Here is a 14,725-nt window from a genome sequence, read left to right as displayed (position 1 = left end):
ACACTGTCCGGCCCCAGCCCATACCCACCCGTTGGAATGCCGCGTGACCGCCCCCGCCTACATCGGGAGGTTCGCGCCCTCACCTACTGGCGCGCTGCATGCGGGATCGCTGGTGGCGGCGCTGGCGAGTTGGCTAGACGCCCGTGCCCACGGCGGCCGCTGGCTGGTGCGCATTGAAGACACAGACACCCCGCGCTGCGTCCCTGGCGCAGACCGCGCACTGTTGCAACAACTGTCCGACTGCGGCCTGCACCCGGACCTGCCGCCCGTGTGGCAAAGCCAGCGCCTGGCGTACTACGAAGCGGCGCTGAGCAGGCTGCTGGCGCAGGACCTGGCCTACCCCTGCGCGTGCTCGCGCAAGGAAATCGAAGCGGTGCTGGCAGCCAGCGGACAGCCCACGCCGCGCCACCACGAGCCCATTTACCCCGGTACCTGCAGCAACGGCCTGCAAGGGCGTGTCGCACGCGCTTGGCGCCTGCGCAGCAAGGCAGGCGTGGTGCGCTGGACCGACCGCCGCCTGGGCCCACAGCACCAAGATGTGCAAAAGGCGGTGGGCGACTTTGTCTTGAAGCGCGCCGACGGCCTGTTTGCCTACCAGTTGGCGGTGGTGGTGGACGACGCGGCGCAAGGTGTCAGCCACGTGGTGCGTGGAGAGGACCTGGCCGACAACACCGCGCGGCAAATCCAGCTCCAAGCGGCCTTGCAACTGCCTCAACCGCAGTACTTGCACACCCCGCTGGTGCGCGCCGCCAACGGCGAAAAGCTCTCCAAACAAAACGGTGCGCAAGCCATCGCCACGCACACGCCGGAATTGGCCTTGCAGAGCCTGGCAGCAGCAGCACAGGTGCTGGGCCTGGAGGGGGTGGGCAGCGGCGACAATACTGCTGCCGCATTGGCCCGCTGGACCCGCCAGTGGCGCAGCCAGATGTGCGCAGCCTGATGCACCGACCCATGACCACCCCTGACACCCCCGCCGATACCCGCTCTGTCGACGCGCCCAAGCCCTTCATGCGCACCATCAAGAGCTTTGTCAAACGCGCCGGCCGCACCACCCCCGGCCAGGCCAAGGCCGTCGACGAATTGGGGCCGCTTTTTCTCGTGCCCTACCAAACCACGCCCTGCGACCTGCACACCCTGCTGGGTGCACCCGCAGCGGCGCCGGTGGTGCTGGAAATTGGCTTTGGGATGGGCGAGGCCACCGCGAAGATCGCCGCCACCCTGCCCGACACCTACTTCTTGTGCTGCGAGGTGCACGAGCCCGGCGTGGGCGCGTTGCTTAAGCGCATAGGCGCTGACGGTCTGAACAACATCCGCATCTGTGCGCACGACGCGGTTGAGGTGATCGACCATATGCTGCCGCTGCACAGCCTGGACGGCGTGCATATCTTTTTTCCCGACCCTTGGCACAAAACCAAGCACCACAAGCGCCGCCTGATCCAGCCGCCGCTGGTGGCCAAACTGGCGCAGCGGCTCAAGGTGGGCGGCTATCTGCATTGCGCCACCGACTGGCAGCCTTACGCAGAGCAAATCTTTCAGGTATTGAGCGCCGAGCCGATGCTGCACAACCGCGCCGCCATCACCCACCCGCAGCTGGGCGGCTACGCGCCCAAGCCACACTACCGGCCTTTGACCAAATTCGAAAACCGCGGCATCCGTCTGGGCCATGGCGTGTGGGATCTGGTGTTTGAGCGCAGCGCACAGCCACGGTGAGCCGCTACCGCCCCAACCCACCGCCCACACGCCGTGGTGTGGGACCCAGTTGCGTGGTCACGCCGCAGGGGCCTTGGCTTGGAGTGCTTGATTTTTTGGTACAGCGGTTTCCCGCGGTGTCAGCTGACCAGTGGCACAGCCGGATGCTGCGCGGTGATGTGATCAACACCCAAGGCCAGGCGCTGGCACCCCAGACGCCATTTGAACCCGGCCTGCACCTGTACTACTACCGCACACTGCCGCACGAGGTGGCCATCCCTTTTGACGCGGTGGTGCTGTACCAGGACGACCACCTGCTGGTGGTGGACAAGCCACACTTTTTGCCGGTACTCCCGTCTGGTAAGTACCTGCAGGAGACCGTGCTGATAAGGCTGAAAAACACACTCAACCTGCCGCAGCTCGCGCCCATCCACCGCATTGACCGCGACACCGCCGGGCTGGTGCTGTTCTCCGTCAACCCAGCCACCCGCAACGCCTACCACGCGCTATTTCGCGAGCGCACAGTGCACAAGATGTACCACGCGGTTGCGCCTTGGAACCCGGCATTGCACTGGCCGCTTCGGCGCGAAAGCCGCATCGCCCCGGCGCAGCATTTCATGCAGCAGCAAGAGGTATCAGGCACCCCGAACGCCATCACCACCATGACGCCGCTGGACCACCGCGGCACGCTGGCGCTCTACCAATTGGAGCCCCACACAGGCCAACGTCACCAGTTGCGGGTGCACATGGCGGCGCTGGGCTTGCCTATCGTCAACGACGGCATCTACCCCACACTCACGCCGGAGGGGCCGCCCGACTATGGCAAGCCGCTGCAGCTCTTGGCCCATTCGCTGGCGTTCACCGATCCGCTGACTGGAGAGCACCGGGTGTTTAGCAGCACGCGGCGGCTGCAGTGGGACTGAGTGCATTGGCATGACTAACGCAGCGCCCACACCATCGGACCTGGCCAGTGCGGCGCTATCAGCGTTCGAGCGCGTCGTAGCCGCGACGCCGGGCTTTAGAGCACGACTAGGCCAGCACGCCATGGCCGAATGCATTGCGACCAGCTTGTCGCAGGTGGACCTGGGCGACCACCCCGCGCCCCAAAGCGCGATTGCCGTGATCCAGGCGGGTACCGGCGTAGGCAAGAGCGCGGCCTATGCCAGCACCGCCATCGCCATGGCACTGGCGCGCAAGACCCGGGTGCTGATTTCTACCGCCACCGTGGCCTTGCAAGAGCAGCTGATGCAAAAAGACCTGCCCGCGCTGGCGGCCACACTGGGCCTGCCGTTTGACTACGCGCTGGCCAAGGGGCGGGGCCGCTATGTGTGCAAACTCAAGCTCGAACGGCTGGTGGGTGACGGTGCCACCGAAGACGACTTTTTTGAAGACGAGGGCCAAGACCGCCACCTGCGCGTGGCCATGCACGGCGACACCGAAGCGCGCCGCGAGCGCCTCTACGGGAGCATGGCCACCCTGCTGGCACAAGCCCAGTGGGACGGCGACCGCGACACGCTGCCCCAGGCACCCGACCCACTCGACTGGGCGGGCGTGGCCGCCGAGCGCCACAGCTGCACCGCCCGCCACTGCCCGCGCTACAAAGACTGCAGCTACTACAACGCCCGCAGCCGCTTGGCCCAGGCGCAGGTGATCGTGGCCAACCACGACCTGGTGCTGGCCTCGCTGGGCATGAAGACCCTGCCTGAACTGGACAACTGCTTGGTCATTTTTGACGAAGGCCACCACCTGCCCGCCGTGGCCCTGGACCAGTTTTCCAGCAGCATGGACCTCAGCCGCTTGCGCTGGCTCGACGTTCTACCCAAAGCGATGCAAGAGGTTGCAACCAAGCTCAATCTGCACCTGGGCAGTGAGGTGCAGACCGTCTGCAGTCAACTCAAAACGGCGCTCACCGACCTGGCCCGTTTGGCCATGGAATTGGTCTTGGCGGGTGGTGCCGATCAGCGCAGTGGGTACCAAGGCGCGCAGGGTGGAGACCGAGCGGGGCGCAGCGCAATGGACAGCGCCAGCGGCCCGAGCAAGTACACCGAAGGTCCAGGCGCTGACGGCAGCGTGCGCTTCGCCCACGGCGTGTTGCCCACGGGCCTGGCCGAGCCACTGGCCCACATCTTGGCGCAGGCCAGTGGCCTGTCCACGACACTGGAGGCGCTGGGCGCCGAGGTCAAAGCCATCGCCAAGGACGATCCCAGCCGGGCCACACAGTGCGCGACCCTGTACGCCAAGCTGGGCACGCTGGCGCCGCGCTTGGGCAGCGTCCTGTCCACGTCCACATTGCTACTGGAGCATGGCGCGCAGCCCTTGGCCAAGTGGCTGCAGGCACAAACCGACGGCGGCTATGTGAACCTCAGCGCCCACGCCTGCCCTACGGTGCCCGGCGACTTGCTGCTGCAGTTTTTGTGGAGCCGGGTGCGTGGCGCGGTGGTGACGTCGGCATCGCTCACCAGCTGCGGCAGCTTTGACTACTTCCTCCAGGAAGCGGGCCTCGCGCAGCTCCCGCAAGTGAAGACGCTGGCGGTGCCCAGCCCGTTCGACTACGCCACCCAAGGCACGCTGACCGTGGTGCACACCCGCGCCGACCCCAAGCAGGCCCAGGCCTACACCGCCGAAATGGTGGCCGCGCTGGTGCAGGACCTGCGCACCGTGCAGCGTGGCGCCTTGGTGCTATTTACCTCGCGGGCACAAATGCGCGCCGCCACCGAAGCGCTGCCCGAGGACTTGCGCTCCCACGTGCTGGTGCAGGGAAGCCAGTCGCGTATGCGCTTGCTGGCAAGCCATGCCGAGCACGTCGCGGCGGGCATGCCCTCCATTGTGTTTGGCATGCAATCCTTCGGCGAGGGCTTGGATTTGCCTGGCGCGCTGTGCGAGACGGTGTTCATCACCAAGCTGCCCTTCACACCGCCCAGCGAGCCGGTGGACGAAGCGCGCGCGGAGTGGCTGCGCAGCTTGGGGCGCGATCCGTTCAACGAGCTGGTGGTTCCAGCCACCGGTATCAAGCTCTTGCAGTGGACTGGCCGAGCCATCCGCACCGAAGACGACCGCGCGCGCGTCATCTGCTACGACAAGCGCCTGCTGTTACAAGCCTATGGCCGACGCATGCTGGCGGGCCTGCCGCCGTACCGTTTGGAGGAGCGGCGCGCTTAGGCCGCGCCGCACATCCGCGCCCGCAGGCAGCCGTCAGGCCAGGTACTGGGCGAACCGGGCTTGAACCTGCGCGACTTCCGCAGCATCAAGCCGATTGCCGTAGCGCGAGACCACCATGCCCGCAGCGAGGTTGGCCAGCCACGCGGCTTGCGCCACCGTGTGACCCTGGGTCACGGCATACAAAAACGCCCCGGCAAACATGTCGCCCGCGCCATTGGTGTCCACCGCCTGCACTGGCGCTGCCGGTACCTCGGTTTGGGTATCGCCTTCGATCACGATGCAGCCCTTGGCGCTGCGCGTGAGGCATACCACGCGGGCCAGCACGCGCAGCTGGTGGCACACCGCCGCCAAGTCTTGGGTGCCGCACCAGACCTGGGCTTCTTCTTCGTTGCAGAACAGGTAATCCAAGCCGTCGCCGGGACCACCCAGCATGGCCTCCAGGCCGGGGCGGCAAAACTGGATCATGCTCATGTCCGACAAGGTGGCCGCCAGCGCCACGCCGTGCGCGCGGGCCACCGCGCGGCCTTGCAGCGCCGCGTCCAGGCCGGTGGGGGAAGCCGAGAGGTAGCCCTCCATGTAGTACACACGGGATTTGGCAATGTCTTTGGCCTGCAGGGCGCTGTGGTCCAGGTCGGCCGTGGCGCCCAGAAAGGTGCTCATGCTGCGCTCGGCGTCGGGGGTGACCATCACCATGCAGCTGCCGGTTTGCCCAACGGGCAAGCGGTCGTGCGACAGGTTGGTGGCCACACCGTGGGAGAGCAAGTCCTGGAAGTAAAACGCACCGAGCTCGTCGTCGGCGACGCGGCAGGAGTAAAAGCCTTTGCCGCCGAGCTGGGCCAGCGCCACCACGGTGTTGGCGGCCGAGCCGCCGCCGGTGCGCCGGGCGTGCATTCCATGGACGCCGGCCAGCAAGTCAGCGCGGCGGGGCGCGTCGATCAGCGTCATGTGGCGCTTTTGCACGCCCATGGCCTGCAACTGGGCTTCGGAGACTTGGTACTCGGAGTCCACCAAAGCGTTACCAATGGCGTACAAGTGGAAGTGGGACATGCGGGCCTTGGGCTAGCTTATTGTTCGACGAACGCGCGCTCGACGACATAGTCGCCCGGAGTCGTGGTGGAGCCTTCCTTGAAACCACGCGCATCCAGGATGGCGCGCATGTCCTTGTTCAGGCCGGGGCTGCCGCAAATCATGACCCGGTCGGTGACGGGGTCCAGCGCGGGGAGTCCCAAATCAGCGGTGAGTTGGTCCGAGGCAATCAGGTCGGTGATGCGGCCCTGGTGTTCAAAGGCCTCGCGGGTCACGGTGGGGTAGTACAGCATCTGCTTGCGCACCATGTCGCCCAGAAACTCGTGCTGCTGCAGCTCGGTGCTGAGGTAGTCGTGGTAGGCCAGCTCCTGTACTTCGCGTACCCCGTGGACCACGATGACTTTCTCAAAACGCTCGTAGGTGTCGGGGTCGCGCGCCACGCTCAAAAACGGCGCCAAACCGGTGCCGCTGCCCAGCAGGTACAAGTTTTTTCCAGGCAGCAGGTAGTCGATCAGCAAGGTGCCGGTGGGCTTGCGCCCCACCACAATTTTGTCGCCCACCTGGATGTGCTGCAGCCGCGAGGTGAGCGGGCCATCGGGCACCTTGATGCTTAAGAACTCCAGATGCTCTTCGTAATTGGCGCTGACGATGCTGTAGGCGCGCAACAGGTTTTTGCCATCGACTTTCAAGCCGATCATGGTGAAGTGGCCGTTGGAAAAACGCAGCGTCGGGTCGCGGGTGGTGGTGAAGCTAAACAGGCGGTCGGTCCAGTGGTGGACGCTCAAAACGGTTTCTTCCAAAAATGCACTCATGGGGACCTTGTGGTGGTGTCGTGCCCGCGCTCAGGCGAGCCGCGTAGTGTAAAACGGCCGGCCTGCGCGCCCGGCGTTGCGCCGGGGCGGGAAGCAAGCCCTTTTCTGCCATCATTGCGCCATGTCAAGCCCGCCCAAGCCCGACGCCCTGCTGGTGGCCTGCCTGTGCGCCCAGTGGTGCAGCACCTGCCGCGAGTACCAGCCGCTTTTCTCTCAGCTGCAAGCTGAATATGCACATGCGCAATTCGTCTGGATCGACATCGAAGACCAGGCCGACTTGGTGGACCCATTGGAGGTAGACAACTTCCCCACCCTGCTGATCGCAAGCGGCGGCCAGGCCCGCTTTTTTGGCACCCTCACGCCCCACATCGAGACCCTGCGCAGGCTGCTGCAGACCCAGAGCGCTGCCCCAACATCCACCGTCCGCGACACGGGAGTGCATGCGCTGGTCGCGCGGCTAATGGCGCGGCGTGCGCCACCCGTCTCAAGTTCCACGGGAGCCACGTAAGGGGCCAACCCCAGCTGCCGTTACCGCCACGTACAAACAAGCGCAAGGAATCAGCCATGAGAGAACCATTCGCCCTGCACCGCAGAACCCTGCTGCTGTTCGCTTTGGCTACCGCTGCAAACGCAAGTTTTGGCGCTACGCCCCGACCAAAAGTTGAGGTCTGGAAAGACCCATCCTGTGGATGCTGCAAGGATTGGGTTGATCACCTCGAAAAGTCAGGATTTGACGTCATGGTGAATGATTCGGGCAACGACCAGGCAAGGCAGCGGCTTGGAATTCCGCAGCGCCTTGGCTCGTGCCACACCGCCAGTGTGGGCGGCTACGCTTTGGAGGGGCATGTGCCGGCACGCGAAATCAAGCGTCTACTGGCGGCAAAGCCTAAAGCCCTTGGCCTTGCGGTTCCTGGCATGCCGGTCGGGTCTCCTGGCATGGACGGGGCGATCTACAAGGGCCGCAAGGACCCGTTTGAGGTGCTGCTGGTCGCCAAAGACGGAACCAGCACGGTGTACCAGTCCTACCGCTAGCGGGCTTGAACCGAAAAGGACTGAGGCAATCAGGAGCGATTGCGTTTTTTGCCCATGTTGATCCATGTTCATGGCTGTGCTGCGGTAGTTTTCAGGTCAGCAAAACAGGGGCGTCAGGAAGCTCGTTGCCGTAGGCTCCGCTGGGCGGAAAATGAGTCCGTATCGTTTCTGCAACCGCCGCGATACCCGCCAATGCACCGCGTTGGTACGCGGACTTTGAAAACTCCACTTGCATTGCAAGGCAGATGGCCTGCCAAGTTTCTTGACCTGCCTTAGCGTGAATCCCCCGGTCGGCCACGATTTCAACAGCATGGTCGGCCAGCAACACATAGATGAGCACGCCGTTGTTGCGCTCGGTGTCCCACACCTTCAACTGAGAAAAGACTTCGACGGCGCGCTCATGGGGTGATTGGTTTCTTAGCAGACGCTGACCGTCCAGCCCGCCCTCGACTGCGAAGCGAAGCTCACCGTCGTGCAGGCTTTCACTTGCATGGATGGCGGCTTCTATTGCTTGAAGGCACTCGCGGCTGAAGGCCCGGCGTACCTGCCAATCGGTAAACAGCAGATGACTCACGATGCGTTGGAAGTTCATGGTCACCACCTTCCAGACGCGCCACCGCCACCAAATCCACCACCACCGCCTCGGAATCCACCACCGCCAAAACCACCACTGCCGCCCGATCCGCCACGGCCACCACCGTACAGGCCACCCACACCGCGAAGCACCGTACCTGCGCCCATCAGGGTGACGACCATGGAAGCCAGCCCTGCCACAACGGCATACAGCAGGGTTCCAATGACAAACCACGCAAGCCCGGTCACCGCAATGCCAGTGATCAGCGAGCCGCCCACCTTCCCAAAGACACGGCGCAGCACACTGCCAAGCGCCAAGGCCACGATGAACAAGAGCGGCACGAACTGCTGCAGGCCCTGGTCTGCGGCTTTGGAGCTGCGTTGAACCGCGGGCAAAGGCTCGCCGTCTATGACACCCATGATCTGATCGGTGCCCGATTGCAGCCCCGCATAAAAGTCGCCTTGTTGGAATCGCGGCACGATGGTCTCGCTGATGATGCGTTTGCTCACGATGTCCGAGAGTGCGCCTTCCAAGCCGTAGCCGACCTCTATGCGCACCGTGCGGTCGTCTTTTGCGACCACCAAAATGACACCGTCGTCTACCTGCTTTCGACCCAGCTTCCACTGCTCGGCGACACGCAGGGCGTATGGTTCAATCGCCTCCGGGGCCGTGGTGGGCACCAGCAGGATTGCCAACTGCGTTCCCTTGCGCGCCTCAAAGGCGCTCAAAGTCTTCTCAAGGGTGGACGTCTGCTCTTGTGTGAGCGTCCCGGTCTGGTCGGTGACATGGCCCACCAGCGCAGGTACTGGCACCTGTGAATGCGCACTGCCAAGTGCAAGCACTGAAAACACTGCAAAGGAAAACAAAACGGCGCTGCACCTGCGGCGTAACGCCCCAGTGAAAATCACTTTGCAACTCCTGACGCAGTGCCCTGCGGTGCAGCCGCTGGAAGGTCAAAACTCACTGACGGTGGTTTGGCGATTTCTTTCTCGTTCTCCACAGTGAAATTGGCCTTTTCCTTGTAGCCCAGCACCATGGCGGTGAGGTTGGACGGAAAGGAACGCACCGTCACGTTGTACTCCTGCACCGACTTGATGTACCGGTTGCGTGCGACCGTGATACGGTTTTCTGTTCCTTCCAACTGGGCCTGCAAATCGCGAAATGCCTGGTTCGCTTTGAGATTGGGATAGTTTTCTGACACCACCAGCAAACGGGACAGGGCACCCGTCAATTGGCCCTGTGCCTGCTGAAATTGTTGAAAGGCCGCCGGGTCGTTGATGAGTTCTGGTGTGGCCTGAATGGAAGTGGCCTTGGAGCGTGCCTCAACCACCTTGGTCAAGGTGTCCTGTTCAAACTTGGTCTCGCCTTTGACCGTGTTAACCAAGTTGGGAACCAGATCTGCGCGGCGCTGGTACTGGTTGAGTACCTCTGCCCAACTGGCCTTCACTTGTTCGTCCGTGCTCTGGAATGTGTTGTAACCACATGCGGATAAGCCAAGGGTTACCACGGCCAGGACGCAAACAAAAAGCAGACGCATGATGTGACTCCAAAGAAAGAGACATGGTGTTCCAACGGTTGGTAGTCGCAAGCTCCAAATGGAAGAAACTGCAACAACAGGTCGATGGTAATCGGGGGCACCAGGTCACTCCACCGATGTTGGCCCTAAGAGTGAAACAGCAAAACCACCCAGCATCTGTACGCTGGGAAACCAAGTTTGCGACGCGACTTAGAACGTCAGCCGATGAGAAAGGATGTAAGCCAGTAGCGAACCCCAAGTAGAAGCGTCCTCGGGTCTAGATCGGTACCAGCGGCGCCAAGCCTCCACTTCCATTGGTCTGATTCCAAACCGAACCGCAGTGCCCTGATGAAGCGCCGCGAACTCATCCAGAAGTGAATCAGCACAGTGCTCTCAGTCTGACGCTTGACGGGTCAACGCGTGCCCGCCGCAGTTGATCAGAGCCTGCCAGCCACCCAAGCCTGCACACTCGCCAGTGCAGCACCCAGCTGGGCCGGCTGGGTGCCGCCGGCCATGGCCATGTCGGCTTTGCCGCCGCCTTTGCCGCCGACCTGGCTGGCCACATAGTTGACCAGTTCACCCGCCTTGACCTTGCCTAGCGTGTCCGCGGTGACGCCTGCTGCGATCTGCACCTTGTCGCCGTCCACTGTGCCCAGCACGATGACCGCAGTTTTGAGCTTGTCTTTGAGTTTGTCCAAGGTGTCGCGCAGGGTTTTCGCGTCGGCACCTTCCAGCCGCGCGGCCAGCACCTGCACTCCGGCCACCACCACCGCCTGACCGGAGAGTTCGTCGCCTTGGGCCGAGGCCAATTTGCCTTTGACGGCGGCGAGTTCTTTCTCCAAGTCGCGCACCTGGGCCAGCATGGCCTCCACCCGCGCGGGCACCTCGCCCGAGGTCACCCGCAAGGTTCCGGCCACGCCACCCAAGGTGGCCTCCATGCCTTGCACATAGTGCAGCGCCGCCATGCCAGTCACCGCCTCCACCCGGCGCACGCCCGCAGCCACGCCGCCCTCGGCGGTGATGCTGAAAAAGCCAATGTCGCCGGTGCGCGCCACATGGGTGCCGCCGCACAACTCGGTGGTGCTGCCAATGTCGAGCACGCGCACGATGTCGCCGTACTTCTCGCCAAACAGCATCATGGCGCCGGTTTGCTTGGCGTCTTCGATGGGCATCAGGCGTGCGTGGGTGGGCGCATTGGCCAAAATCTCTGCATTCACCAGGGCCTCGATCTCGCGGATTTGCGCGTCGGTGACGGGTGCGTTGTGGGTGAAGTCAAAACGGGTTTTGTCTGCATCCACCAGGCTGCCTTTCTGCTGCACATGGTCGCCCAGCACGCTGCGCAGCGCCTTGTGCATGAGGTGGGTGGCCGAGTGGTTGCGCACGGTGGCAGCGCGCACAGTGGCGTCCACATGCGCGGTTACCGCGTCGCCCACTTGCAGGCTGCCGGACTTGAGCGTGCCGTGGTGGCCGAACACATCGGCCTTGATCTTCTGGGTGTCTGCGACCTCAAACAAACCGGTGTCGCAAAACACTGCTCCTGCATCGCCCACCTGGCCGCCGCTCTCGGCATAAAACGGCGTGCTTGCCAGCACCACGATGCCGTCCTGCCCCGCCGACAGCGACTGCACCGAAGCGCCGCCTGCGTAAAGCGCCAGCACGGTGGTGGTCTGCGTCAGGTGCTCGTAGCCCACAAAAGTGTTGCCCGCGCCGGTGTATTCCAAAGCGCGGTCCATCTTGAATTTTCCTGCCGCGCGGCCTTTGGCTTTTTGCGCTTCCATGGCGGCCTTGAATCCCGCCTCGTCCACTTCAACGCCGTTTTCGCGGCACACATCTTGGGTCAGGTCCAAGGGGAAGCCGTAGGTGTCGTGCAACTTGAAAGCCACGTCACCGGGCAGGTGGAACAATTCGTCCTCGCCGCCGGAGCCATCCCCACGTCCAGCGCCCGCGCCCATACCCTTGCCAAACCCGCTTCCGTCTCCCAAACCTGCACCGGCCTTTGCCTCTGGACTCAAAGCCAGCTCAAGTATTTCCATCCCCGTCGCCAGCGTCTCAAAAAACCGCTCCTCCTCCACCCGCAGCACCTCGGTGATGCGCTGCTCGTCGGCGCGCAGTTTGGGGTAGGCCTCGCCCATCAGGCGCACCAGGTCGGCCACCAGCTTATGGAAGAAAGGCGTCTTCTTGCCGAGCTTGTAGCCGTGGCGGATGGCGCGGCGCACGATGCGGCGTTGGACATAGCCGCGGCCCTCGTTGCTGGGGATGACGCCGTCGCTCACCAAGAACGCGGTGGCACGGATATGGTCGGCGATCACGCGCAAGCTCTTGTTACCGAGGTCTTTTTCGCCGGTCTCGCGCGATGCAGCCAAGATGAGCTGGTCAAACAGGTCAATCTCGTAGTTGCTGTGCACATGCTGCAAGATGGCCGCCAAGCGCTCCAGCCCCATGCCGGTGTCCACGCAGGGTGCGGGCAACGGTTTGACCGAGCCGTCGCTTTGCATGTCGAACTGCATGAACACGTTGTTCCAGATCTCGATGTAGCGGTCGCCGTCTTGCTCTGGGCTGCCGGGCGGGCCACCGGCCACTTCGGGGCCGTGGTCGTAAAAGATCTCGGAGCACGGGCCGCAGGGGCCGGTGTCGGCCATCATCCAGAAGTTGTCGGAGGCGTACTTGGCGCCCTTGTTGTCGCCAATGCGCACCACGCGCTCGGGGGGCAGGCCGATCTCTTTCGTCCAGATGTCGTACGCCTCGTCGTCGTCAATGTAAACGGTAGCCCAAAGCCGCTCGGCGGGCAGCTTGTAGACCTGGGTGAGCAGCTCCCAAGCCCAGGTGAGCGACTCGCGCTTGAAGTAGTCGCCGAAACTCCAGTTGCCCAGCATTTCGAAAAACGTGTGGTGGCGCGCGGTGTAGCCCACGTTCTCCAGGTCGTTGTGCTTGCCACCGGCGCGCAGGCAGGCCTGGACGGAGGCGGCGCGCACATACGAACGCTTGTCGGTGCCCAAAAACACGTCCTTGAACTGCACCATGCCCGAGTTGGTGAACATCAACGTCGGGTCGTTGCCCGGCACCAAGGGGCTGGACGCGACCACGGTGTGGCCCTTGGAGGCGAAGAAGTCAAGAAAAGTCTTGCGGATGTCGGCAACACTCATGGTGCCGGGAAGTGCGGTCTGGGTCATGTCTTGGCTAGGGTGCGGGTCTAGGGGGCGCCGGGGGCGGTCAGCCGGTGATTATCGTTTCTTGCGAATCCGATTCAATGAGCGCCCAGATAAGGGCGCGCGCCCAGCGCCTGCACCCAGACTGCGTGTCGCTCCAAGTGGCACCACGCGAAGGGGGCCAGGTGGCGCGATGTACGCTTCAAAAAGTCGTTACGCTTGCGCCTTTGGCCCCTATAACTGCGGGCAAGCACTTCACCAGGAACCCACACCATGGACATGAAAACCGCCCCGCTTTCACTACTCAAAGACCCCAGCCTGCTCAAAACCGACGCCTTGATCAACGGCCAATGGGTGGCGGGCGCCAGCCGTTTTGCGGTGCACGACCCTGCCACCGGGAAACTGCTGGCCGACGTGGCCAACCTGGGCCCCATAGATGCAGAACAGGCCATTGCCGCCGCCAATGCGGCTTGGCCCGCGTGGCGCAGCAAAACGGCAAAGGAGCGCAGCATCATTTTGCGCAAGTGGTTCGACCTGCTGATGGCCAACCAGGACGACCTGGGACGCATCATGACTGCCGAGCAAGGCAAACCATTTGCCGAAGCCAAGGGCGAAGTGGCCTACGGCGCGAGCTTTGTCGAGTGGTTCGCCGAAGAGGCCAAGCGCGTCAACGGCGAGACGCTGCCGCAGTTTGACAACAACCGCCGCCTGATGGTCATCAAGCAGCCTATTGGCGTGTGTGCGGCGATTACGCCTTGGAACTTCCCGCTGGCCATGATCACCCGCAAGGTGGCGCCCGCGCTGGCTGCAGGTTGCACCGTCATCATCAAACCCGCCGAACTCACGCCGCTGACCGCACTGGCTGCTGCCGAGCTGGCGCTGCGTGCGGGCATCCCAGCGGGCGTGCTCAATATGGTGACGGCCGATAGCGACAACTCGATTGCCGTGGGCAAGGTCATCTGCGCCAGCGATGTGGTGCGCCACCTGAGCTTTACCGGCTCCACCGAAGTGGGCCGCATCCTGATGGCGCAGAGCGCACCCACGGTCAAAAAACTTTCGCTCGAACTCGGCGGCAACGCGCCCTTCATCGTGTTTGACGACGCCGATATCGACTCGGCGGTCGAGGGCGCGCTGGCCAGCAAGTACCGCAACGCCGGGCAAACCTGCGTGTGTGCCAACCGCTTTTATGTGCAGGCGGGCGTTTACGACGCGTTCGTGGCCAAGTTCTCAGCGCGCGTCAAAACCATGAAGGTCGGCAATGGTTTTGAAGACGGCGTGACACAAGGTCCGTTGATCGAAAACGCTGCTGTGGCCAAGGTGAAGCGCCATGTGGCCGACGCGCTCGCCAAGGGCGGCAAGGTAGAAACTGGCGGCAATGCGCTAACAGGCCAGTTCTTTGAACCCACGGTCATCAGCGGTGCCAGCGCTGACATGCTGTGCGCCAAGGAGGAGACCTTTGGCCCGTTCGCGCCCGTCTTCAAGTTCACCACCGAGCAAGAGGCTATCGATGCGGCCAATGCGACCGAGTTTGGCTTGGCCAGCTACTTTTACAGCCGCGACGTTGGGCGCATCTACCGCGTGGCCGAGGCGCTGGAGTACGGCATGGTGGGCATCAACGTGGGCATTTTGGCCACCGAGCACGTGCCCTTTGGCGGCGTCAAGCAATCCGGCTTGGGCCGCGAGGGCTCGCACTTTGGCATGGACGACTATGTGGAGGTGAAGTACTTCTGCCTGGGTGACATCCTGCGCTAAGGCAGCGCACAAGCTACCA

The 14,725-nt window shown here is 63.4% G+C and carries 13 protein-coding genes; 7 read left to right on the top strand and 6 right to left on the bottom strand.

Translation table 11 applies throughout. The features are described 5' to 3' along the window. Positions 1–43 precede the first annotated feature (43 nt). From gluQRS to dinG, 4 genes are read left to right on the top strand one after another with little or no spacing between them, the layout of a single operon-like run. A complete protein-coding gene (gene gluQRS / locus ACILRC_RS10435) occupies positions 44–940 on the top strand; it encodes a tRNA glutamyl-Q(34) synthetase GluQRS (RefSeq protein WP_395669303.1) in 897 nt (298 codons plus the stop codon). An 11-nt stretch (positions 941–951) separates the two neighbouring features. Further along, the gene (gene trmB, locus ACILRC_RS10430) at positions 952–1,710 is read left to right on the top strand and encodes a tRNA (guanosine(46)-N7)-methyltransferase TrmB (protein WP_395669302.1); all 759 of its coding nucleotides are present in this window, start codon (positions 952–954) and stop codon (positions 1,708–1,710) included. Beyond that, a complete protein-coding gene (locus tag ACILRC_RS10425) occupies positions 1,707–2,612 on the top strand; it encodes a pseudouridine synthase (protein WP_395669301.1) in 906 nt (301 codons plus the stop codon). The genes trmB and ACILRC_RS10425 overlap by 4 nt, the downstream gene beginning before the upstream one ends. A gap of 10 nt (positions 2,613–2,622) precedes the next feature. Next, a complete protein-coding gene (gene dinG / locus ACILRC_RS10420; RefSeq protein ID WP_395669300.1) occupies positions 2,623–4,848 on the top strand; it encodes an ATP-dependent DNA helicase DinG in 2,226 nt (741 codons plus the stop codon). Between the two features lie 33 nt (positions 4,849–4,881). On the opposite strand, the gene ACILRC_RS10415 is transcribed toward dinG, so the two are convergent. Next, positions 4,882–5,895 carry an adenosine kinase gene (locus tag ACILRC_RS10415; protein ID WP_395669299.1) on the bottom strand — a complete coding sequence of 338 codons (1,014 nt, stop codon included), beginning with the start codon at positions 5,893–5,895 and terminating at the stop codon, positions 4,882–4,884. A 17-nt stretch (positions 5,896–5,912) separates the two neighbouring features. Then, positions 5,913–6,686 carry a ferredoxin--NADP reductase gene (locus ACILRC_RS10410; protein WP_395669298.1) on the bottom strand — a complete coding sequence of 258 codons (774 nt, stop codon included), beginning with the start codon at positions 6,684–6,686 and terminating at the stop codon, positions 5,913–5,915. A gap of 121 nt (positions 6,687–6,807) precedes the next feature. Here ACILRC_RS10410 and ACILRC_RS10405 point away from each other — a divergent pair, with 121 nt between their 5' ends. Further along, positions 6,808–7,194 (top strand): thioredoxin family protein, encoded by a 387-nt coding sequence (locus ACILRC_RS10405; RefSeq protein WP_395669297.1) that lies wholly within the window; start codon positions 6,808–6,810, stop codon positions 7,192–7,194. Between the two features lie 56 nt (positions 7,195–7,250). Next, positions 7,251–7,718, top strand: coding sequence for a DUF411 domain-containing protein (locus tag ACILRC_RS10400; protein ID WP_395669296.1), 468 nt, complete (start codon positions 7,251–7,253; stop codon positions 7,716–7,718). A gap of 91 nt (positions 7,719–7,809) precedes the next feature. Here ACILRC_RS10400 and ACILRC_RS10395 read toward each other — a convergent pair whose 3' ends face one another. The 4 genes from ACILRC_RS10395 to alaS all read right to left on the bottom strand — a co-directional run bounded on the left by ACILRC_RS10395 (position 7,810) and on the right by alaS (position 12,978). After that, positions 7,810–8,310, bottom strand: coding sequence for a TPM domain-containing protein (locus ACILRC_RS10395; RefSeq protein WP_395669295.1), 501 nt, complete (start codon positions 8,308–8,310; stop codon positions 7,810–7,812). Between the two features lie 2 nt (positions 8,311–8,312). After that, complete coding sequence (locus ACILRC_RS10390) at positions 8,313–9,197, bottom strand: TPM domain-containing protein (RefSeq protein ID WP_395669355.1); 885 nt, start codon at positions 9,195–9,197, stop codon at positions 8,313–8,315. Continuing rightward, positions 9,197–9,829 (bottom strand): LemA family protein, encoded by a 633-nt coding sequence (locus ACILRC_RS10385; RefSeq protein WP_395669294.1) that lies wholly within the window; start codon positions 9,827–9,829, stop codon positions 9,197–9,199. The genes ACILRC_RS10390 and ACILRC_RS10385 overlap by 1 nt, the downstream gene beginning before the upstream one ends. A gap of 416 nt (positions 9,830–10,245) precedes the next feature. Further along, complete coding sequence (gene alaS, locus ACILRC_RS10380) at positions 10,246–12,978, bottom strand: alanine--tRNA ligase (RefSeq protein WP_395669293.1); 2,733 nt, start codon at positions 12,976–12,978, stop codon at positions 10,246–10,248. A 249-nt stretch (positions 12,979–13,227) separates the two neighbouring features. On the opposite strand from alaS, the gene ACILRC_RS10375 reads away from it, so the two are divergent. Next, the gene (locus tag ACILRC_RS10375; RefSeq protein ID WP_395669292.1) at positions 13,228–14,706 is read left to right on the top strand and encodes an NAD-dependent succinate-semialdehyde dehydrogenase; all 1,479 of its coding nucleotides are present in this window, start codon (positions 13,228–13,230) and stop codon (positions 14,704–14,706) included. Positions 14,707–14,725 lie beyond the last annotated feature (19 nt).

This window comes from Rhodoferax sp. (assembly GCF_044236835.1).
In the GTDB taxonomy this organism is placed as follows: domain Bacteria; phylum Pseudomonadota; class Gammaproteobacteria; order Burkholderiales; family Burkholderiaceae_C; genus Allorhodoferax.
This window is presented reverse-complemented; position numbering and strand designations above follow the sequence as displayed.

Bases quoted from the DNA above. Each gene is read 5' to 3' on its own strand.
- trmB (WP_395669302.1), top strand. From the start codon at position 952: ATGACCACCCCTGACACCCCCGCCGATACCCGCTCTGTCGACGCGCCC.
- dinG (WP_395669300.1), top strand. From the start codon at position 2,623: ATGACTAACGCAGCGCCCACACCATCGGACCTGGCCAGTGCGGCGCTA.
- ACILRC_RS10415 (WP_395669299.1), bottom strand. From the start codon at position 5,895: ATGTCCCACTTCCACTTGTACGCCATTGGTAACGCTTTGGTGGACTCC.
- ACILRC_RS10410 (WP_395669298.1), bottom strand. From the start codon at position 6,686: ATGAGTGCATTTTTGGAAGAAACCGTTTTGAGCGTCCACCACTGGACC.
- ACILRC_RS10405 (WP_395669297.1), top strand. From the start codon at position 6,808: ATGTCAAGCCCGCCCAAGCCCGACGCCCTGCTGGTGGCCTGCCTGTGC.
- ACILRC_RS10400 (WP_395669296.1), top strand. From the start codon at position 7,251: ATGAGAGAACCATTCGCCCTGCACCGCAGAACCCTGCTGCTGTTCGCT.
- ACILRC_RS10395 (WP_395669295.1), bottom strand. From the start codon at position 8,310: ATGAACTTCCAACGCATCGTGAGTCATCTGCTGTTTACCGATTGGCAG.
- ACILRC_RS10385 (WP_395669294.1), bottom strand. From the start codon at position 9,829: ATGCGTCTGCTTTTTGTTTGCGTCCTGGCCGTGGTAACCCTTGGCTTA.
- alaS (WP_395669293.1), bottom strand. From the start codon at position 12,978: ATGACCCAGACCGCACTTCCCGGCACCATGAGTGTTGCCGACATCCGC.
- ACILRC_RS10375 (WP_395669292.1), top strand. From the start codon at position 13,228: ATGGACATGAAAACCGCCCCGCTTTCACTACTCAAAGACCCCAGCCTG.